Source organism: Cryobacterium sp. M15 (genome assembly GCF_002929675.1).
GTDB classification, from domain to species: Bacteria; Actinomycetota; Actinomycetes; order Actinomycetales; family Microbacteriaceae; genus Cryobacterium; species Cryobacterium lyxosi.
Genome location: NZ_PJJW01000041.1, coordinates 392,947 through 412,991, shown reverse-complemented (window position 1 = coordinate 412,991; position 20,045 = coordinate 392,947). Strand labels below are relative to the sequence as shown.

22 protein-coding genes are annotated in these 20,045 nt (G+C 64.9%); 15 read left to right on the top strand and 7 right to left on the bottom strand.

The genetic code is table 11. From position 1 onward, the window contains the following. Positions 1 to 70: 70 nt before the first annotated feature. On the bottom strand, positions 71 to 1,027 hold the full coding sequence (gene coaA / locus CXY83_RS16860; RefSeq protein WP_104198442.1) for a type I pantothenate kinase: 957 nt from the start codon (positions 1,025 to 1,027) through the stop codon (positions 71 to 73). A gap of 34 nt (positions 1,028 to 1,061) precedes the next feature. Between coaA and glmS the strand changes: the two genes are divergently transcribed. From glmS to CXY83_RS16810, 10 genes are all read left to right on the top strand, one after another. After that, the gene (gene glmS, locus CXY83_RS16855; protein ID WP_104198441.1) at positions 1,062 to 2,912 is read left to right on the top strand and encodes a glutamine--fructose-6-phosphate transaminase (isomerizing); all 1,851 of its coding nucleotides are present in this window, start codon (positions 1,062 to 1,064) and stop codon (positions 2,910 to 2,912) included. Positions 2,913 to 2,931: 19 nt separating this feature from the next. After that, complete coding sequence (locus CXY83_RS16850; protein WP_104198440.1) at positions 2,932 to 3,288, top strand: holo-ACP synthase; 357 nt, start codon at positions 2,932 to 2,934, stop codon at positions 3,286 to 3,288. A gap of 47 nt (positions 3,289 to 3,335) precedes the next feature. Then, a complete protein-coding gene (gene alr, locus CXY83_RS16845; protein ID WP_104198524.1) occupies positions 3,336 to 4,406 on the top strand; it encodes an alanine racemase in 1,071 nt (356 codons plus the stop codon). Continuing rightward, positions 4,399 to 4,917: a tRNA (adenosine(37)-N6)-threonylcarbamoyltransferase complex ATPase subunit type 1 TsaE gene (tsaE, locus tag CXY83_RS16840; RefSeq protein ID WP_104198439.1), complete on the top strand. Its 519-nt coding sequence runs from the start codon at positions 4,399 to 4,401 to the stop codon at positions 4,915 to 4,917. Before alr ends, tsaE begins: the two co-directional genes overlap by 8 nt. Before the next feature lie 68 nt (positions 4,918 to 4,985). Beyond that, positions 4,986 to 5,753 (top strand): sulfite exporter TauE/SafE family protein, encoded by a 768-nt coding sequence (locus tag CXY83_RS16835; RefSeq protein ID WP_104198438.1) that lies wholly within the window; start codon positions 4,986 to 4,988, stop codon positions 5,751 to 5,753. 55 nt (positions 5,754 to 5,808) lie between these two features. Next, positions 5,809 to 6,444, top strand: coding sequence for a tRNA (adenosine(37)-N6)-threonylcarbamoyltransferase complex dimerization subunit type 1 TsaB (gene tsaB, locus CXY83_RS16830; protein WP_104198437.1), 636 nt, complete (start codon positions 5,809 to 5,811; stop codon positions 6,442 to 6,444). After that, positions 6,441 to 6,938, top strand: coding sequence for a ribosomal protein S18-alanine N-acetyltransferase (gene rimI, locus CXY83_RS16825; protein ID WP_104198436.1), 498 nt, complete (start codon positions 6,441 to 6,443; stop codon positions 6,936 to 6,938). Before tsaB ends, rimI begins: the two co-directional genes overlap by 4 nt. A gap of 5 nt (positions 6,939 to 6,943) precedes the next feature. Then, positions 6,944 to 8,029, top strand: a complete 1,086-nt coding sequence (gene tsaD, locus CXY83_RS16820) for a tRNA (adenosine(37)-N6)-threonylcarbamoyltransferase complex transferase subunit TsaD (RefSeq protein ID WP_174722214.1) — start codon at positions 6,944 to 6,946, stop codon at positions 8,027 to 8,029. Between the two features lie 84 nt (positions 8,030 to 8,113). Then, a complete protein-coding gene (locus CXY83_RS16815; RefSeq protein ID WP_104198434.1) occupies positions 8,114 to 8,608 on the top strand; it encodes a DUF4190 domain-containing protein in 495 nt (164 codons plus the stop codon). Positions 8,609 to 8,710: 102 nt separating this feature from the next. After that, positions 8,711 to 9,112 carry a hypothetical protein gene (locus CXY83_RS16810; RefSeq protein ID WP_104198433.1) on the top strand — a complete coding sequence of 134 codons (402 nt, stop codon included), beginning with the start codon at positions 8,711 to 8,713 and terminating at the stop codon, positions 9,110 to 9,112. Positions 9,113 to 9,194: 82 nt separating this feature from the next. Here CXY83_RS16810 and CXY83_RS16805 read toward each other — a convergent pair whose 3' ends face one another. Next, positions 9,195 to 10,400: a class I SAM-dependent methyltransferase gene (locus tag CXY83_RS16805; RefSeq protein WP_104198432.1), complete on the bottom strand. Its 1,206-nt coding sequence runs from the start codon at positions 10,398 to 10,400 to the stop codon at positions 9,195 to 9,197. Positions 10,401 to 10,526: 126 nt separating this feature from the next. Here CXY83_RS16805 and groES point away from each other — a divergent pair, with 126 nt between their 5' ends. The 4 genes from groES (at position 10,527) to CXY83_RS16785 (ending at position 14,107) form a co-directional block, all read left to right on the top strand. Further along, positions 10,527 to 10,823: a co-chaperone GroES gene (gene groES / locus CXY83_RS16800; protein ID WP_092107311.1), complete on the top strand. Its 297-nt coding sequence runs from the start codon at positions 10,527 to 10,529 to the stop codon at positions 10,821 to 10,823. 99 nt (positions 10,824 to 10,922) lie between these two features. After that, positions 10,923 to 11,867 carry an EamA family transporter RarD gene (gene rarD / locus CXY83_RS16795; RefSeq protein ID WP_104198431.1) on the top strand — a complete coding sequence of 315 codons (945 nt, stop codon included), beginning with the start codon at positions 10,923 to 10,925 and terminating at the stop codon, positions 11,865 to 11,867. Positions 11,868 to 11,968: 101 nt separating this feature from the next. Continuing rightward, positions 11,969 to 12,676 carry a hypothetical protein gene (locus CXY83_RS16790; protein WP_104198430.1) on the top strand — a complete coding sequence of 236 codons (708 nt, stop codon included), beginning with the start codon at positions 11,969 to 11,971 and terminating at the stop codon, positions 12,674 to 12,676. 126 nt (positions 12,677 to 12,802) lie between these two features. After that, the gene (locus CXY83_RS16785) at positions 12,803 to 14,107 is read left to right on the top strand and encodes an ABC transporter substrate-binding protein (protein ID WP_104198429.1); all 1,305 of its coding nucleotides are present in this window, start codon (positions 12,803 to 12,805) and stop codon (positions 14,105 to 14,107) included. Positions 14,108 to 14,240: 133 nt separating this feature from the next. Here CXY83_RS16785 and CXY83_RS16780 read toward each other — a convergent pair whose 3' ends face one another. Both CXY83_RS16780 and CXY83_RS16775 read right to left on the bottom strand, forming a co-directional pair. Beyond that, positions 14,241 to 15,899 carry an MFS transporter gene (locus CXY83_RS16780; RefSeq protein ID WP_104198428.1) on the bottom strand — a complete coding sequence of 553 codons (1,659 nt, stop codon included), beginning with the start codon at positions 15,897 to 15,899 and terminating at the stop codon, positions 14,241 to 14,243. Continuing rightward, positions 15,896 to 16,705, bottom strand: a complete 810-nt coding sequence (locus CXY83_RS16775; protein WP_104198427.1) for a tryptophan-rich sensory protein — start codon at positions 16,703 to 16,705, stop codon at positions 15,896 to 15,898. The genes CXY83_RS16780 and CXY83_RS16775 overlap by 4 nt, the downstream gene beginning before the upstream one ends. A gap of 57 nt (positions 16,706 to 16,762) precedes the next feature. Between CXY83_RS16775 and CXY83_RS16770 the strand changes: the two genes are divergently transcribed. After that, complete coding sequence (locus CXY83_RS16770) at positions 16,763 to 17,236, top strand: MarR family winged helix-turn-helix transcriptional regulator (protein ID WP_233201030.1); 474 nt, start codon at positions 16,763 to 16,765, stop codon at positions 17,234 to 17,236. Positions 17,237 to 17,358: 122 nt separating this feature from the next. On the opposite strand, the gene CXY83_RS16765 is transcribed toward CXY83_RS16770, so the two are convergent. From CXY83_RS16765 to CXY83_RS16755, 3 genes are read right to left on the bottom strand one after another with little or no spacing between them, the layout of a single operon-like run. Then, entirely contained in the window at positions 17,359 to 18,126 is a 768-nt protein-coding gene (locus tag CXY83_RS16765) for an ABC transporter ATP-binding protein (RefSeq protein ID WP_104127893.1), read from the bottom strand. After that, positions 18,113 to 19,033, bottom strand: coding sequence for an ABC transporter ATP-binding protein (locus CXY83_RS16760; RefSeq protein WP_199184988.1), 921 nt, complete (start codon positions 19,031 to 19,033; stop codon positions 18,113 to 18,115). Before CXY83_RS16760 ends, CXY83_RS16765 begins: the two co-directional genes overlap by 14 nt. Before the next feature lie 25 nt (positions 19,034 to 19,058). Continuing rightward, entirely contained in the window at positions 19,059 to 20,039 is a 981-nt protein-coding gene (locus tag CXY83_RS16755; RefSeq protein ID WP_104198424.1) for a branched-chain amino acid ABC transporter permease, read from the bottom strand. Positions 20,040 to 20,045 lie beyond the last annotated feature (6 nt).

Genomic DNA, 20,045 nt, shown 5'->3' with positions numbered 1-20,045 from the left:
GTCGTAAAAATCTCGGCTGATCGGCCTGCCACGGAACGGGGTCTCGACAGGCTCGATAGACGGTTACCGGTCAGACCTTGCGCAGCAGCACCTTGGAGACGGCGTGCGTGGGGTCCTTGCGCAGTACCAGGGTCGCGCGCGACCGGGTAGGGCGTATGTTCTGCAGCAGGTTGGGCTGGTTGATGCTGGTCCAGATGCTGCGTGCCTTGCCGCGCGCTTCGTCTTCGGTGAGCGCCGCGTAGCGGTGGAAGAACGAGTTGGGGTTGGCAAATGCCCCGCGCTGCAGCTTGAGAAATCGTTCCTCGTACCAGCGGGCAATGTCCTGGGTGCGAGCATCCACATAGATGGTGAAGTCGAACAGGTCGCTGACCGAGAGACCATGCCCAGGGGTGGGAGGCTGCAGCACGTTGAGGCCCTCGACGATGAGAATGTCGGGTTGTCGCACCACGATCTGTGCGTCGGGAACGATGTCGTAGCTCAGGTGCGAGTAGAACGGTGACCGCGCCTCCGGGGCGCCGCTCTTGACCGCGCTAACGAACCGTAGTAACGCACGCCGGTCGTAGGACTCCGGAAACCCTTTGCGTTCCATCAGGCCGCGGCGATTGAGTTCGGCATTGGGAAACAGAAAGCCGTCGGTAGTGACCAGTTCCACCCGGGGGGTGTCGTCCCAACGGGCGAGCATCTCGCGCAGCAGTCGGGCGGTCGTCGACTTGCCCACCGCAACCGAGCCGGCCACGCCGATCACAAACGGGGTAGGACGAGCGCGTTGCCCGAGGAATCCGCTGGTTGCGCGGTGCAGGGTGCGGGCATTCGCCGCGTAGAGGTTGAGCAGGCGACTGAGCGGAAGGTAGACATCCGTCACCTCGTTGATATCGAGCGGCTCGCCGATGCCGCGCAACTGCACGATCTCGGTCTCTTTGAGCGGCCGCAGAGTGGTCGGCGCGAGGGCAGCCCAGTCCGCTCGGTCGAGCTCTACAAAAGGGGTACCGTGACCATTCGCTACAGGGGCCAGCACCAGATCGGACATTCCCCCAAGCTTAGTCCGACTAAAATCGATCTCTATGTGCGGAATCGTAGGTTATGTCGGAAGCAATAAGACCGTTGACGTTCTCATGGGAGGACTCGGACGGCTGGAATATCGTGGGTACGATTCCGCGGGTATCGCCGTGATCGACGAATTCGGGGTGCTCAACACGGCTAAGAAGGCCGGCAAGCTGTCGGCCCTGACCAAGGAGCTCAAAGCCCACCCGATCAACGACGGCAACACCGGAATCGGTCACACCCGCTGGGCCACCCACGGCGGTCCCAACGACGAAAACGCGCACCCGCATCTCGGCGACAACAACAAGCTCGCCCTCATCCACAACGGCATCATCGAAAACTTCGCCGAGCTGCGGGGCGAACTGCTCGCCGAAGGCTTCACCTTTCTGAGTGAGACCGACACTGAGGTCGCCGCGGTGCTCCTCGGCCGTGAATACCAGCGCGTCGGCGATCTGGCCGAGGCCTTCCGCACCATCGTGGCACGCCTCGACGGAGCGTTCACGCTGCTCGCCGTGCACCAGGACCAGCCCGGCATCGTCGTCGGAGCCCGCCGCAACTCGCCGCTCGTCATCGGTCTCGGCGAGGGCGAGAACTTTCTCGGCTCCGACGTTGCGGCGTTCGTCGAATACACCCGTCGCGCCGTCGCCATCGGGCAAGATCAGATCGTCACCATCACAGCGGATGCCGTCACCGTCACCGACTTCGACGGTCACCCCGTCGAGACCGAAGAGTTCGACATTGCCTGGGATGCCTCCGCCAGTGAAAAAGGAGGCTGGACCAGCTTCATGGCGAAGGAAGTCTCCGAGCAGCCTGATGCCGTCGCCAACACCCTTCGCGGGCGCATCACCGCCGAACAGGTGGTCGTTCCCGAACTGACCGAATTCGGAGACGACGTGCTCGCTGGCGTCCGTCGTATCGTGATCATCGCCTGCGGAACTGCGGCCTACGCTGCCCAGACAGCCAAGTACGCCATTGAAAAGTGGGCGCAGGTACCGGTGGACGTCGAACTCAGCCACGAGTTCCGCTATCGCGACCCGGTACTCAGCGAAGACACCCTGGTGATCTCGATCAGTCAGTCCGGCGAGACCATGGACACGCTCATGGCCGTCAAATACGCCATGTCGCTCGGCGCCAAGGCCATCTCCATCTGCAACACGCAGGGCGCGACCATCCCACGTGAAAGTGACGCGGTGATTTACACCCACGCCGGGCCCGAGGTTGCCGTGGCGTCGACCAAGGCCTTCGTGGCCCAGATCACCGCCCTCTACCTGTTCGCCCTGCACCTCGCCCGGGTGCGCGGGAGCCTGAGTGCTGCCGAGCAGGCCGCACAGGTTGCCGAACTGCAGGCCATGCCGGAGAAGATCCAGACCGTTCTCGGCGTTGAAGACGAGGTGCGCCAGCTGGCGCGCTGGATGAGCGATACCCGCGCGGTACTGTTCCTCGGCCGCCACGTCGGCTTTCCGATCGCGCTCGAGGGGGCGCTCAAGCTCAAGGAGCTCGCCTACATCCACGCCGAAGGCTTCGCCGCCGGTGAACTCAAGCACGGCCCGATCGCCCTGATCGAGCCCGGCCAGCCGGTTTTCGTCGTCGTGCCGAGCCCGCGCGGCTCAGCCCATTTGCATCCGAAGGTCGTCTCCAACATTCAGGAGATCCGGGCCCGCGGCGCTCGCATCATCGTCATCGCCGAGGTCGGAGACGCCGCGGTACTGCCGTTTGCCGACACCGTCATTCACATTCCCCTCGCGGCGCCGCTGTTCGAGCCGCTACTGGCTGTGGTGCCGCTGCAGATGTTCGCCATGGAGCTAGCTATAGCCAAGGGTCTCGACGTCGACCAGCCGCGCAACCTCGCAAAGTCCGTCACGGTCGAGTAGTGCCAGTCGAGGTGGCACGATGATCAAGGGCATCGGGGTTGACGTGGTCGACCTGGCGCGGTTCGCACGTCAGGTCGCGCGCACGCCGCGCCTGGTGCCGCGGTTGTTCACGGAAAACGAACGCGGTCTGCCGGTGCACTCTTTAGCAGCGCGTTTCGCCGCCAAGGAAGCCCTGATCAAGGCCCTCGGTGACAGTGGGGGCGCTACCTGGCACGAGATGGAAATTGTGAATGACCCGCACGGCAATCCGGAATTCCAACTCAGCGGGGCGGCCCAGGCGGCGCTCACCGAGCGTGGCATCACGCGGGTGCACGTCACCATGACGCACGACGCGGGCGTGGCTTGCGCCTTCGTCGTCGCCGAGGGGGAGCAGTGACCGGTTTTCGCGAGGCCGTGGTCGACCTCGCCGCCATTCGCCACAACATGGCCCACCTGCGCGCTGTCGCCGGCACCGCGCACGTTATGGCGGTCGTCAAAGCCAACGCCTACGGGCATGGTGCTGTGCCGGTGGCGCGTGCTGCCCTCGCGGGCGGGGCCGACTGGCTCGGCGTCGCCGACATCGACGAGGCACTGGTCCTGCGTGACGCCGGAATCGATGCACCGATTCTCGCCTGGCTGCACGACCCCGACGCCGATTTCAGCGCCGCGGTCGACGACGACGTCACGCTCGGTCTCTCGTCAGCGCAACAGGTGCAACAGGTAGCGGATGCCGCGGCGGAACTCGGCCAGAGCGCATCCGTTCATCTGAAACTGGAAACCGGCCTCAACCGGAACGGCGTGCACGAGAACGACTGGGCCGAGGTCTTCGCGCTCGCCGCTGCGCTCGAAAGGGTCGGGCTGCTGCGCGTCGACGGTGTCATGAGCCACCTTGCCAATGCGTCGGCGTTCGATGACCAGCAGGCGCTCGAATGCTTCGAACGCGGTGTCGCTGCCGCCCGCGCGGCCGGGCTGACCCCCACGCTCGTGCACCTTGCATCGTCCGCAGCGGCACTGCGGCTGCCGGCTGCTCGCTTCACCATGGTGCGATTCGGTATCACTATCTACGGGCTGTCGCCCTTTGACGATGCAACCTCGGCCGATCTCGGCTTGATTCCGGCCATGACCCTGCGCGGACGGGTAGCCCTGGTGCGCCGGGTCAGTGCCGGCGCCGGAGTCTCGTACGACTATCTGTGGCGCGCACCGCAGGATTCCACGCTCGTGCTCGTGCCGCTCGGCTATGCCGACGGCATTCCCCGGCAGGCCTCGGGGGCGGCGCTCGTGCACATTCACAGCGCGAACTACCCGCTGGTCGGACGGGTGGCGATGGACCAGTTTGTCGTGAACCTCGGCTCCGAAAACCCGGGCGTGGCTGTCGGCGACGAGGTTGTACTGTTCGGCGACCCGGCAACGGGCGCGCCGAGTGCCACCGACTGGGCCGACGCCGCCGGCACGATCAACTATGAGATCGTCACGCGAATCGGGCCCCGGGTGACGCGGCGACACATCAATGGCTGAGCTGCACCGCACGATTGCGAATGCGGCGGCGATGCACCGGTTCGGGGTGGATCTCGCCGCTACCCTGCTGGCCGGTGACCTCATCGTACTCACCGGACCGCTTGGGGCGGGCAAGACCACGCTGACGCGCGGCCTCGGCGAGGGGCTGCAGGTGCGTGGAGCCGTGACCAGCCCTACTTTCGTGCTCGCTCGCACACACCCCAGTCTCGTGGGCGGGCCGCCGTTCGTACACGTCGACGCGTACCGCCTCGGCAGCGCCATGGAACTCGACGACCTCGATATCGACTTCGCCCGCTCGATCGTCGTGGTCGAGTGGGGCCGCGGCCTGCTCGATGGCATCACCGAATCCTGGCTGGACATCGAGATCGAGCGGCCGCAGGGCCGCGCGCTCGTGACGTCGGAAACGGATGCTGCCGCATCCGTTCTCGACCTGGATCACGACCTGGATGAGCCGCGTACCGTGACCCTGGCCGGTCACGGCCCCCGCTGGGACCGTCTGGCGTTGGTCTAGCGTGTCTGCTGGTGCCCGCTGTCGGCGACGTCGCCGTTGAACACTCAAACACAGGGAACTCTTACTCAATGACTCTTCTTGAAGGCGCGATCATTCTGGTCGCCGGGATTGCCGCTGGCATCATCAACGTGGTCGCCGGCGCGGGGACTTTGATCACTTTTCCTACGCTGCTAGCCCTGGGCGTGCCGCCGATCACCGCGAACGTGTCGAACACCGTTGGCCTGGTTCCCGGGTCGGTCGCGGGTGCCTACGGTTACCGGCGGGAACTCAAGTCACAGTGGCGACCGGTGGCCTGGATGGCCGTGTTTTCGGCTGTCGGTGGGGTGACCGGCGGTTTGCTGCTGCTGATCCTGCCGGAGGAGGCCTTCTCGGTGGTCGTTCCGTACCTCCTGCTGTTGGCCGCCATGCTTTCGGCGGTGCAGCCCAAAGTGGCACGGTACGTTCGGCGCAAAGCGCCCGAAGGCGCCACCACCGACACCCGCCCGATCACCTTCGGTTTGGTACTCGGTATTCTCGGTACGGGTGTGTACGGTGGATACTTCGGAGCGGCCCAGGGCGTGGTGCTCCTTGCCCTGTTGGGAATCCTCTGGTCCACCGATATACACCGGGCAAACGGAGCCAAGAACGTTCTGGCCGGCATGGCCAACCTCGTGTCGGCGATCATTTTCATCTCGAGCGGAACCGTGGACTGGGTGATCGCTCTGTTGATCGGCGTGGGGTCAGCCTTCGGCGGCTGGATCGGCGCCCGCATCGGTCGGCGCCTCTCGGCCCCGGTGTTGCGCACGATCCTCGTCGTCGTTGCACTAACGGCCGCCACCGTGCTTTTTCTGACCTGATCACACCAGCGCCCGGAGCGCAAAACGCTCGCCCCATCAAAGCTAGGCTGAACGAGTGCTACTCGCCATTGATACCTCTGCTGGCACGAGCGTTGCCGTCGTCGACCTCAGCCGGGGTGTGATCGCCGAACGCGGCGAGGCCGACACGATGCGCCACGCCGAAATCGTCGGCCCGTTCATTCTCGAGTGTCTGCGGGAAGCGGATATCGCGCCCGCTGCACTCTCCGGCGTGGTCGGCGGTATGGGCCCCGGACCCTTCACCGGTCTGCGCGTCGGCATCGCCTCGGCCCGTGTCTTCGCCCTCGGAGCCGGCAAACCGCTCGTGCCGGTCATCAGCCACGATGCCATCGCCTACGGCCACTACCGCCGTGGACACAGTGGACCGCTCGTCGTCGTGACCGACGCCCGCCGCCGCGAAATCTACTGGAGCGCCTATTCCCAAGCGGATGCCGTGGGTCTGCCGGTGCGCGTCGGTGTGCCCGGCCTAGCCAAACCGGCCGAACTCGACGACCCGACCTGGTTGCACGCGCTGTGGCCCCGAATCGACGCCGCCACGGTGGCGGCTGGAGACCTCGGACTGGTGGCCGAGCTGAGCTTCGCCCACCACCGCCCTTTCGCGGCCAATGCGCCGCTGTACTTGCGCTCACCCGATGTCACGTTGTCGAACGGCCCCAAGCGGGTCAGCCGATGACTTGGCAGCTGCGCCGCGCGCACGAAGCCGACCTGGTTGCCATCATGCACCTCGAGACGACCATTTTTGAAAACGATGCCTGGTCGGCGCCCATGATGCTGCGCGATCTCGGAGACCCGGCCTGCTACTACCTCGTGGCTTTCCCGCCGGATTCCCCGGGCACGATCGAAGCCTACGCCGGACTGCTCGCTCCCCAAGGTGCCACAGAAGGCGACATCCAGACCATCGCCGTCGCCGACTCGGCCCGCGGTCACGGACTCGGCCGTGCACTCATGGAGGCGCTCATCAGCGAAGCTCGCAAACGCGGCGCCCGGCTGATCTTTCTCGAGGTTCGCGCCGATAATCCGGGTGCCCAGCGCCTGTACGCGCGCCTCGGATTCCTTGACGTGGGGGTGCGCCGCGGTTATTACCAGCCAGACAACGTCGACGCCATCGTTATGCGCCTGAATATACCCGAATTGGAATCAATGCTAGTAGCCGTGGAGATCCCGTGACGATTATGAACCGCACCGATCCCCTCGTGCTCGGCATCGAAACCTCCTGCGACGAAACCGGCATCGGCATCGTGCGCGGAACCACCCTGCTGTCCAATACCATCGCGAGCTCGATGGACGAGCACGCCCGCTATGGCGGCGTCGTGCCGGAGATCGCGGCCCGCGCGCACCTCGATGAACTGGTGCCGGCCATCAACGCGGCCATCGCTGAGGCCGGCATCCGCCTGCACGATCTTGATGCCATCGCCGTCACCTGCGGGCCCGGACTCTCCGGCGCCCTGATGGTCGGTGTCGGCGCTGCGAAGGCGCTCGCCGTTGCGCTCGACAAGCCGATCTACGCGGTCAACCACCTGGTCGGCCACGTCGGGGCCGACCTGCTGCATCGTTCCATTCACACCAGCATGACCGACACCAGCGACGCAGTCCCGCTCGAGTACCCGACGATCGCGCTGCTGGTCTCCGGCGGGCATACCTCGCTGCTGCTGGTGCGCGACCTGGTCAGCGACGTCGAACTGCTCGGCGAGACCATTGACGATGCCGCTGGCGAAGCCTTCGACAAGGTGGCCCGGCTGCTCTCGCTGCCCTACCCCGGCGGACCGCAGATCGACCGAGTCGCCGCTGACGGTAACCCGAAGGCCATTCGCTTTCCGCGCGGTCTCAGCCAGCCCAAGGACATGGCCGCGCACCGCTACGATTTCTCCTTTTCGGGGCTGAAAACCTCGGTCGCCCGCTTCGTGGAACAGCGTCAGGATGCCGGCGAACCGGTGCCAGCAGCCGATGTTGCGGCGAGTTTTCGCGAGGCGGTCGTCGACATTCTGCTCACCAAGGCTCTCGCTGCCTGCGCCGACTACGGCGTGCCGCGGCTGCTGCTCGGCGGCGGTGTCATCGCTAACCAGCGGCTGCGCCAAGTAGCCACCGAAAGAACGGATGCCGCCGGCATCGCCTTGCGCATCCCGCCCCTCTCTCTATGCACCGACAACGGCGCCATGATTGCAGCCCTGGGCGCGCAGCTCATCATGGCTGGAAGCGAACCTTCAACGCTGGAATTCGGCGCCGACTCGACCCTGCCGGTCGACCAGATTCAGGTCTGATCTGCCCCGGAAGTCACCGACTCGCAGGCTCACGCGATATTCTGGTCGAGCGACCCTGAATTTTTAGCACAGAGGAGACCGCAGATGTCTGATCCCACCCAGCCCCCCGCCAATCCGACGAGCAACGACCCGACGAACAACGACCCGACGCGCTCCAGGCCGACCGATCCCAGCGCACCCCCCGCTTACGAAACTCCGGCCGCTCCGGCCTATCCGGCGGCGCCAAGCTACCCGGCAACGGAAGGTCAGGAAGCGCCGGGATATGGCCAGGCTCCGGTTTACGGTCAGCCGCCGGCCTACGGCCAGAATCCGTACGGCCAGCAGAACCCGCAGGACAAGTACAACGTTCTGTCGATCATCTCGCTCGTTACCTCGATCCTCCTCGTCTCGGTCGTCGGTATCGTCACCGGCCACATCGCCCTGAGCCAGATCAAGAAAACCGGCGAAAAGGGACGCGGGCTTGCTCTCTGGGGAACCATCCTCGGCTACGTCGGACTGCTCGGCGGCACCATTTTCACCATCATCACGATCGCTTTCGTGATTGCCGCAGCCTCCACGGGCGCGGGTTATTACAGATAGCGACGCAGCAGTGGCCCCGTGCGGGGCCGCTCGGCACGTTTCGACCGACCACGGGTTGATCCCAGCGTTCCGTTGCTCGCGGTTCGCGGCCAGAGGACACCCATGACGACACACCACCAGCACGATGACGCCTCGGCGCAGCTGGGCTACACGCGTGCTCCCGCGCCGCCTGGCAGCCAGCTCGACTGGGCGTCCACCGTGACCGCTCCCACCGAGTTCGTGCCGTACATCTACACCGAGGCGGAGGTAGAGCGCATCACCGGCCGCCGCCGGCTCTCGATCGCCGCCGTGGGTTGTGGCGTGGCCGGGCTCGGCTTGGGAGTGATCGGTGTGTTCGGCCTGCCGCCAGCGCTCATCGCGATCACCCTCGCGCTGATCGCGCGCACCACCGAGAACCGGGCGCGTACTCTCTGGCTCAGCGGTCTCGTCAGCGGTCTCGTTGGCGTTCTACTCGCGGCCGGCTGGATCGTCTTTATCAGTCGCACCGTGCTGCCCCTGCTCTAGGGCGGTCCGTACCGAGCTTGAAAATTCGCTCGACAACGCGTACCCGCCGAGAATTTTCGCAGTTGGGCAGCAAGCTCGCCAGCTAGCGCACACGCTCCACGAGCAGCGCAACGCGCTGCCCGGCTGCCCGCGTCAGAATCAAGGTCGCTGACTCGGGCCCCTTGAGCTTGAGTCGGGTGCGCAACGTCGCCGGATCCACGTCGACGCCGCGTTTTTTGATCTCGAGGGTACCGATCCGTCGCTGAAACAGCGCCAACCGCAGCTTCTTTTCGTCGAAGGGCAGAGTCTCGAGCACCCGGAACGCGCTCGCGAACGGTGTTGGAGTGAGCCTGTCGTTGGTCAGGTAGGCGATGCCCTCGCTCAACATATGCGCGTCCAGCGAGCGGGCTAGATCACCGATCAGCCGCGCCCGAATCACCGCGCCATCGGGTTCATATACGTAATTTCCCAGGCTGCCCGCTTCGACGTCTGCACTGTCTTCGGGGGCAGTCAGTTCGTGCGTGCCGTCGGGAGTCAAGAGCAGAGCCGATCGACGGATGCCGGTGCGTGCGAGCGCGCCAAACCACAGCCCCATTTCCACCAGCTGGCCATCCACCGACACCCACTGGGCCTCGGCGTCGACAGGAATCCGGTCGCGGTCGTGACCGGGGCCGAGCTTCATCCCGAGCGGCAAGCGGGTGGCCAGCAGGTACGCGAAGTCGAGTGAGGGGGAGTAGTCCTCGGAGCGAGTCAGCCGCGTCGTGTTGCTGTGTCCACTCGTGCGGCGGGCTGGGTCGAGCCAGACCGCGTCGAAGTCGCCCAGGTCGAACGTCTCCGCGTCGGCCTGCAGGGCAGAAGCGTTGGGAAACGGTGCAAGGTTGAAGCTCGCGACGGTCGCCGTGACCTCGTCGGCGTCGATGGCGACGACCGAAACGTCCAGGGCCGCGAGTGCCATAGCGTCGCCGCCGATGCCGCAGCCGAGGTCGGCGACCCGCGGTGGGCGGCCCAGGGCTGTGCTGAGCCCGGCGAACCGACCGGCGTGCAGCGCGGCGACTCGCAATCGTGTCGCTTGCTCCAGGCCAGCCTCCGTGAACAGCATCCGCTCGGCGAATTCACCGAACTTGACGGTGGCCTTCGCCCGAAGCCGGGACTGGTTGAGCACGGCCGACACGACGTCGGATGGGTGTCCGGCCTTGCGCAGATCGCTCACAAGCTTCAGCACGTCGCCATGGCTGTCATACGGCGGCAGGGAGTCCAGCAGCCGCAAACTCGCGGGGGAAAGCAGCTCAACGAGTTCGGTTCGATCCATGCTGCAACGTTAGCAAAATGACCCCCCATCTGGCACTCACGTTGCGTGAGTGCCAGAACCCCCCTAAACTTCACTTGGCACTCTCGCTGGGAGTCTGCTAACCCAAATCTTAGAAAGAGGTCAACCGTGTCGGTCTCCATCAAGCCGCTCGAGGATCGCATCGTCATCAAGCAGGTCGACGCCGAGCAGACCACCGCATCAGGTCTGGTCATTCCTGACACCGCGAAGGAAAAGCCCCAGGAGGGCGAAGTTGTTGCAGTCGGCCCCGGCCGCATTGACGACAACGGCAACCGCGTCCCCCTCGACATCGCCGTCGGCGACAAGGTGATCTACTCCAAGTACGGCGGAACCGAGGTCAAGTTCGGTGGCGATGACCTGCTGGTTCTCTCCGCTCGCGACGTGCTCGCCGTCGTCGTACGCTAAGTAGTTCTCTTCGCTCCTAGTCTCTAGACTGAAACTCCCGAATAGCATTGCTGTTCGGGAGTTTTTTGTTTGTGCACTTTTGTTCCGCAGGAGAAGACCATGACGGATGCTGCCGCATCGCACCGCACGACAGCCCATTCCACGTACCGTACCGGCCTTGTCTTCGGTGGTCTCTCCTATGCCCTCTGGGGTGCGCTGCCGCTCTATTTTCTGCTACTCGCGCCCTCCGGCGCGTTTGAAATCGTGGCCTGGCGGGTGCTGTTCTCGCTCGTCTTCTGCGCTCTGATCATCACGGTCACCCGCACCTGGACGGTGCTCGGGCGGGCCCTGCGGCAGCGGCGCCTGGTGTGGACCATGGGCCTGGCCGGGGTGTTCATTTTCATCAACTGGCAGACCTACGTGATCGCCGCGACCACCGGACACGTCGTCGAAGCGGCCTTGGGCTACTTCATCAATCCGATCGTGACCGTGTTGCTCGGCGTTTTCGTGCTGCGGGAAAATTTGCGCCGGCTGCAGTGGGTGGCCATTGTGGTCAGCGGTGTCGCCGTCGTCGTTCTCGCCGTCGGATACGGTTCCCTGCCGTGGATCTCGCTCATTCTCGCATTTTCCTTCGGGCTGTACGGTCTGATCAAAAAGCGCGTCGGTCCGAGTGTGGATGCCGTCACCGGTCTCACCCTGGAGACCGCGTGGCTGGCCCCGGTCGCCGTCGTGCAACTCGTTGTCGTCTCGGGACTCTCCGGAATCACCTTCGGCACGGTGTCGCCCTGGCACACGGCGAGCCTGCTCGCGGCCGGGATCATCACCGCGGTGCCGCTGCTGCTGTTCGCCGCGGCCGCTCGGCGGCTGCCGTTGACCGTGCTCGGGCTCATTCAATTCGTGGCGCCGGTGCTCCAGTTCCTCGTGGGCGTGGTCATTCTGAACGAGGCAATGCCCTTCGAACGCTGGGTCGGCTTCGGACTGGTCTGGGTGGCCCTGATCATTTTGATGGTTGACATGGTGGCGTCCGGTCGCAGTCCTCGGCGCAGCATCCGTGAAGTCGCCTAGCTCCAAAGAACGGGCCGGCCAGCCGATACGTTGAACCGTCAGCTCGCACGCGTCAGTTCAGTTCAATTCATTTCATTTCATTTCAGTACTTGAGGATTCACATGCCCCATCGCCCCACGATCGCCGTAGTTTTTCTGCTCGCCCTGGCCCTGACTGGCTGTACTGGCGCGCCGGCGGCCACGTCGACCGCGATTCCAATTCCGGTCGTCAGCACCAGCCCGACCGGCGACGGCACGCTGAGCATCGGCACGCTGTTTCCCATGACCGGTGATAATGCTGCGAGCGGCGCGGCCCAGGTAGCCGGCACCGAAATCGCCGTGCGCGATATCCTCGCCGACCAGACCACTCCCACCCACCCCGTGCAGCTCATTCACCGCGACTCCTATGGCGACCTCGCCGCCGCCTACGCGGACCTTGCGGCGCGCGGCGTCGACCTGGTGCTGTGGGACGCAACGACAGCGCTGCCAGCGGATGTTGACAGTTTTGCTGGCAACACGACCATCGTGGCCCTCATCGACTTTGCCAACGGGGGAACCCCCCTTGCCGCTGACGAGGAGTTCACTGCCCGGCTGAAGACCGCCGACCCAGGGCTGACGGCCACGGCTGGCGGCGCGGAAGCCTATGACGGGGTCATCACGGCAGCCCTGGCCGCGGTCATCACCGCAGACGATGGTGGCGCCTCGCTCGAAGCGGGCTGGCCCCGGGTGGTTTCGGGAACCGCCGTGTGCGCATCCTGGGGAGAGTGTGTTTTTGCCCTGACGGAGAACCAGATCATTGATTATCAAGGGATGACCGGCCGCCGTTCGTAACGATTTGGTCGCTTTACCAAGTTCTCCTATGAAGGGGTAGGTTTCCGGGCCATTGATTGCCTACTCTGACACCACGGCAGTCAATCGGCTGACCAGTCTTACCCCTTTTATCAATCAAGGAGCAACATGAGCGTTTTCGCGAAGGCCTCGGCCTCCCGCTCAGTTCATACCCTCGTTACCGGTGTCGCCCTCATCGGCGTGAGCGCCCTCTTGCTCACCGGCTGCAGCAATGGTGCTGCTACGGCGCCCGCAGAATCAGCAGCTCCCACTGCGGATTCTGCTGCAGACTTCCAGCCGGTCCAGGCTGGTGATCGTGATCTTTCCCTGAAGATCGGCACTATCCTCCCGCAGAGTGGTGGACTGGCCTTCCTCGGCCCGCCCGAAGAAGCGGGCGTTCAGCTGGCTATCAACGACATCAACGAGGCTGGCCTCGGCATCAACATCGATGCGATCTTCCGCGACTCGGGCGACACCACGACCGACACCGCCACCGTCTCCGTGACCGACCTGTTGTCGCAGGACGTCTCGGCCATCGTTGGTGCAGCCTCGTCGGGTGTGTCCAAGACCGTGATCGACCAGATCACCGGTGCCGGCGTCGTGCAGTTCTCCCCGGCCAACACCTCGGACGCGTTCACCACGTACGCCGATAACGGTCTGTACTGGCGTACGGCGCCCTCCGATGTGCTGCAGGGTGAAGTGCTGGGCAACCTGATTGCTGAAGACGGAAACGCCACCCTTGGCCTCATCGTACTGAACGATGCCTACGGAACCGGTCTGGCCAAGTACGTCAGTGACGCATTCACCGCCGGCGGCGGCGAGGTCGTCGCGACGGCCTTGTTCAACGAGGGCGACCCGAACTTCACCGCTCAGATCGCCGAGGTCACGGCTCAGGATCCCGACGCGATTGCCCTGATCACGTTCGACCAGGCCAAGGTCATCGTTCCCGACCTGGTCGCCACGGGCTTCGCGGGCGACAAGCTGTACCTCGTCGACGGAAACGTATCCGACTACAGCGCCGACTTCGCGGCCGGCCTCATCGAAGGTGCCCAGGGCACGTTGCCGGGCCTCGATACCGCATCGCTCGGTGACTTCACCAAGCGCCTGCTCGAAATCGACCCGAAGCTAACCGACTTCAGCTACGCCGCCGAGTCGTATGACGCCGTCGTTCTGATCGCCCTGGCCGCCTACGCGGGTCAGGACGTGTCGGGCAAGTCGATTGCGAGCTATCTGCGTCAGGTCTCCGGTGGAACCGGCGATGGCACCAAGGTCACCGACTTCAAGACCGCTGCTGCAGCGCTCCAGGCCGGTGAGCAGGTCGACTATGACGGCTTCTCCGGTCCGATCACGTTTGATGAGAACGGCGACCCCACCGGTGCAACCATCGGCATCTACAAGTTCGATGCAGAAAACAAGTACTCCCGCACCAACTAGCTCGACTGCCTGACCTGAAGGGCCCCGGGTTCTGCCGGGGCCCTTCTCCATGCGGCCGGGCGTCACCATGCCAGTAGGAGACATGTGCCGGAATCTCTGCCAAAAACCCCCGCCAGGCTATAAGCAACAGGCCCTAGACCGGTTCCCCCGACGTGCGGGCGGCGGTGACGCTTGCTCCGGTCGCTTCCTCTTCGCGCTGCTCGTGATGCGGCGCCGTTCCGGAGAGCCGCAGCGTCGCCAGGAAGCCGAGCACGAGAAACCCGGCCGCGGCGAAGGCCGAGTACCGGGTACCGTCGCTGAAGGCCTCCCGCGCGGCATCCGCCACAGCCGGGCTCTGCGCCTCGAGAGCCGGGATCGCGGAGCCGGCACTGTTCACGACCGCGTCGACGATCTGCGTCTGGGTCTGGGCCGAAAAGCCCGGCACGGAGGACAACTTCGCGTCGAGCGATGCGCCGACCGCGGTGAACAGCACCGTGCCGAGCACCGCGATTCCGAGCGCGGACCCGATCTGTCGGGCGGTGCTGGAGGTGCCGGAGCCCTGGCCGCTCTGCGACACAGGGACGTCCTTGAGCACCACGCCGGTCAGCTGCGCAGTGGCCAGGCCGACGCCGATCCCGTAGACGAACAGGAACGGCACGACCGTTAGCCAGGTGGCTTCCGCGGTGATGACGATGCCGAGCCCGGTGACACCGATGATCTCCGCGATGATGCCCATGCGCACGATCGCCTCCGGCGAGGTCTTGTTGCCGAACGCGCCCGACAGCCCGCTGGCCAGGAACGAGCCCACCGCGAGGGCGAGCAGCACGAAACCGGTCTGCAGGGCGTCATAGCCGAGCACGTTCTGCAACCAGAGCGGCAGCGAGAGGATGATGCCGAATTCGCCGAGCGACACGATCATGGCGGCGATGTTGCCGTTACGGAACGAGGGGATCGCGAACAGGGAGAAGGCGAGCAGGGTGCTTTGGCCGGCCCGTTGCCGGTAGCGGCCCCAGGAGACGAAGGCGATCCCGCAAACGATGGTGAGCAGGAAGACGAACGGGATAACCGACCATGAGTACGGCCAGGTCCAGTCGCCGATCGTCGGGGCGTTGTTGGTGCGCCACCAGCCGTAGGTGCGGCCCTCGATCAGCCCGAAGACAAGCGAGGCGCTGGTGATGACCGAGAGGATGGCGCCAACCACGTCGACGCGGCGAGGCTCCCCGGCATCCCGGGATTCGAGCACGAAGACCAGCACACCGATGATGATGACGATGCCGAAGGGCACGTTGATGCCGAACGCCCAGCGCCAGGAGAAGTAGGTGGTGAGCCAGCCGCCGAGCAGCGGGCCGACGGCCACCATGCCACCGATGGTCGAGCCCCAGATCGCGAACGCGATGCCGCGGTCCCGGCCACGGAAGGTGGCGTTGATGATCGACAGGGTGGTCGGCAGCACCATCGCGCCGCCGACGCCCTGGATCAGCCGGGCCAGGATCAGCAGGTCGCCCGACTGGGAGAACGCGGCGAAGACGGATGCCGTGGCGAAGACGATCACGCCGAGTATCAGGAGGCGGCGGCGCCCGAAGCGGTCAGCGAGCGTGCCGAACACGAGTAGGAGCGCGGCAAAGACGAGCGTGTAGCTCTCCTGCACCCACTGCACCTGGGTCGACGTGATGCCCAGGTCATCCACGATCGAGGGGATGGCGACGTTGATGATCGTGGAGTCGACAATGATCAGGGCGATCGCGACGCTGATGAAGACGAGGCCGGCCCAGCGGCGGCGGGCCGAGGGGGCGGTGGGGGAGGTGCTGGTCATGCGGGTACCAGTCCTCGCGTTGACGAGGGGGAGGAGCTTCGCATGCGAATGGTGACGGTGACGGTGAGAATGACAACCACCGCGACGAGGGCCGCGATCGCGGCCGGGGCGGAGAGAAGGGGGCCTGTGAGACGGGCAACGGCGATCCAGGCGAGTCCCCAGCAGAGGGACGCGGAGGGGGCGAGCCGGCCACGCCCGGAGAGGGCGATCAGCACGCCGACCACACCGGCCACCGCGATCACCCCGACTGCCCAGACGTCCGGGCTGATGCCGAAGCCGCCGAAGCCGCCGGCGACGAGCACGGCCGTCACGTTCGCCGCGGTGGCGATGCTGACCCAGCCCAGGTACAGGCCGATCGTGCCGTCGGCGACGATCGTCTCGACCAGGTTCTTCGGTCGCGAGGCGAGGGTGAGCTGGAACGCCCGGACGAGCACGGCCAGAAGCAGCACGATCACGGGAACGCTGAGTGCGAGCAGGTCGAATTGGATGCTGAGGATCCAGGCCGCGTTCAGGACCAGTGACGCGGCGACCGGGTAGCCGAGGCTGCGTTGCCGGGCATCCGTTGTCTGCGCCGGCAGGAACTGCCAGATGGCGTAGGCGATGAGACCGAGGTAGATCAGCGTCCAGATGCCAAATGCCGGGCCGGCGGGGGCGATCGGGGTCGCATCGGCGGCCAGGGCTCCGCCCGATGCGTTCTGGATCGGGGTTCCGCCGGCGGCGCCCGAACCGATGAACGATCCCGCGATGGCCAGGATCGCACTGACCAGCACCACGGTCTGGCGCAGACGATCGCTGCTCAGTTTCATCTCAGTCTCCTACTAGTCAGCTAGCTGATTAGTTGACGCTAACACTAGATTAGGGGCATGACTACACCTGATCCGGAACCCCCAGCGGAGCAGGAGCCGAGACCGGCGCCCGTGCAGGAGTCCATGGCCTGCTGGCCGACCGGACGCCTGCTTTCGACCGCCGCGCGGCTGGTTGAACACGCCTGGGTGGAGGCGCTGGACCAGCTGGGACTCACCCACGCCGGCATGATCGCACTGCACCTGCTCGGCCCGGGGCCGCTCAGCCAGACCGAACTCGCGCATGCCGCCCGCGTGCAAACGCAGACCATGTCCCGCACCCTCGAACGACTCGAGCGCGAGGGCTACGTCGTGCGCACCCGGGACGCGCACGACGCCCGGCGACACTCCGTGGTCAGAACGGATGCCGGCACCGCCGTCTGGGAGAAGTCCCGCACGCTCGAGGCCGACCTCTTTCCCGAGTTCGAGAACGTGGACGCGATGCGTGACGCGCTGCTCACGATCATCTCCGCCTCCTCAGCTCGCCGCTGGTGACCCGGGCCGTCCGACACCTGGCAACCCCTCCAAAGCGTGTCTCCTAACGGCTCCAACCAGATCGTGACGGCGCGGTGGAGGTCTCCGCCCGGACCCCGACTGTACCGGTTAGAAGACTCGCCCTAGTCCTGCCCGAGGGTTCCCAGATACAGGCCGATCACCTTGGGGTCGTTCAAAAGCTCACGTCCGGTGCCGGTGTACGCATCCCGGCCCTGATCGAGCACGTAGCCGCGGTCGCAGATCTGCAGGCAACGACGTGCGTTCTGCTCGACCATGATCGTGGTCACGCCGGCCTTGTTGATCTCCTTCACTCGCAGGAATGCTTCGTCCTGGCGTACCGGGGAGAGGCCGGCGCTCGGTTCGTCGAGCAGCAGCACGTGCGGACCCATCATGAGCGCACGGCTCATGGCGACCATCTGGCGTTCCCCACCCGAGAGCGATCCCGCGCGCTGGGACATGCGCTTACGAAGCTCGGGAAAGATCTCGGTGACGAATTCGAGCCGTTCGACGAGCCCCTTGGGCTTTTGAAATATGCCCATTTCAAGGTTTTCGCGAATGGTCAGGGTGGGAAACACGTTGTTGTTCTGTGGCACGAAACCGACGCCCTGCGCGACCAGCTTGTTGGCCTTGAGGTTCGTGATGTTGTTGCCGCGCAGCAGAATTTCGCCGTCGCGCACCTTGACCTGGCCGAAGATCGACTTGAGCAGCGTCGACTTGCCGGCGCCGTTCGGGCCGATGATTCCGATGAGCTCACCGTCGTAGGCGGTGAGTGAACAGGAGTTGAGAATGTTCACACCGGTCACGTAGCCGGCGGTGACGTTCTTGACCTCGACGACAGCGTCGCGGGTCTCGGTTGGAGCCGGCACGGCCAGCGGGTTAGCGTTCGTCATCGAGCAACTCCTTTATGGCTGACACGTGCTCGGTCTCGGCATCGGGGTCTACCCCAATGTCTTCGTCGTGGTGCTGCCCTAGGTAGGCGTCGATCACGGCCGGATTCTGCATGACCTCGTGGGGGTCTCCCTCCGCAACAACCTTGCCCTCGGCCATCACGATCACCCAGTCGGCGATGTGGCGCACCATGTGCATGTCGTGCTCGACGAACAATACGGTCATGCCCTGGGACTTGAGGTTGAGAATGTGATCGAGCAGCGACTGGGTCAGTGCGGGGTTGACCCCGGCCATCGGTTCGTCGAGCATCACCAGAGTCGGGTCGCTCATGAGCGCCCGAGCCATTTCAAGCAGCTTGCGCTGCCCGCCGGAGAGGCTCGCCGCATAGTCGTTTTTCTTGGTGTCGAGCTTGAACCTGGTGAGCAGGTCGAGCGCTTTCTCCCGGTTCTCCTCCTCCTGGTTGCGCCAGAGGAACGGCATCAGGGCCCGGAACATGTTCTCGCCGGTCTGACCCTTGGCGCCGAGGAGCATGTTGTCCATGACGGTCAGCAGCCCGAGGGCTTTGGTGAGTTGGAATGTGCGAATCTGCCCCATGCGGGCGACCTTATACGCGGGAACGCCGGCGAGGGAACGGCCGTCAAAGGTCCACTTGCCGCCGTCGGGCTTGTCGAAACCGGTCAGCAAGTTGAACAGGGTCGTCTTGCCGGCGCCGTTCGGGCCGATCAGCGCGGTGATCGCGCCGCGCGGAACCTCGACGTGGGCGACATCAACGGCGGTGAGGCCGCCGAAGGTACGCCGCACGTTATCGACGACGAGAATTGGATCGACCTTCGCGCAGCCTGGTGCGGCCTCGCCGATGTGCAGGCCGGTCGTTTTGACCGGCTTCTTGGTGGGAACGGGCGGCTCCAGCGGAGCCGCCGCCTGAGGAACAGCGTTAGCGGACAAAAGCCAACTCCTTTTTATTGCCGAAGATGCCTTGCGGTCTGAAGATGACTATCAACATGATTGCCACTCCGACGAGGATGAAGCGCAGTTGGCCGCCTTGGATAGACGTCATGAACGGCAACCAGCCCGCTTCCACAGCCCGGGCGACGAAGCCAGAGAAGAACGACAACAGCACCCAGAAGATCATCGAACCGATGATCGGACCGAGCACTGTCGCGGCACCGCCGAGCAAAAGAATGGCGTAGATGAAAAAGGTCAGCGTGGTCTGATAGTTCGACGGAACAACCGCCCGCGGCAGGGCAAAGATCATTCCGGCGATAGTGCCCAGTACGCCACCGAAAATAAGGGATTGCATTTTGTAGGCGTAGACGTTCTTACCGAGGGCGCGTACGGCGTCTTCGTCTTCCCGGATGCCCTTGATGACGCGGCCCCAGGGGCTCCGCATGATCTGCCAGACCAGCAACGCCGCAAGAATCACGATGGACCAGGCCACGATCCGCAGCCAGGTGTCATAGGCGTTATTCGTGAAAGGGCCGAAACCGTAGGTGCCGTCGGCGAGCGGGTTGAGGGCCGCGAACTCGTTCTTGTAGCCACTCAGCCCGTTGGCCGACCCCGTGACGGAGGCGTAGGTGTTCGTCGTGAACAATAGCCGCACAATCTCGGCGGCAGCAATTGTGACGATCGCGAGGTAGTCGGCGCGCAGTCGCAGCGTTGGAATCCCCAAAATCAACGCAAAGATGACGGACGCGCCGACGCCGACCAGAAAGGCGCCCCAGACGGGAAACCCGAAGGTCAGAATCGAGATCGCGTAGCCGTAGGCTCCGAGAGCCATGAACCCGGCCTGGCCGAAGTTCAGCAGGCCGGTGTAACCGAAGTGCACGGCGAGCCCGAGGGCGGCGAGTGCGTAGGCGGCAGTGGTCGGGCTGATCAGCTCGACGGCTGCGTTGCTAAAGATTGCTCCCCAGTCCATGTGAAC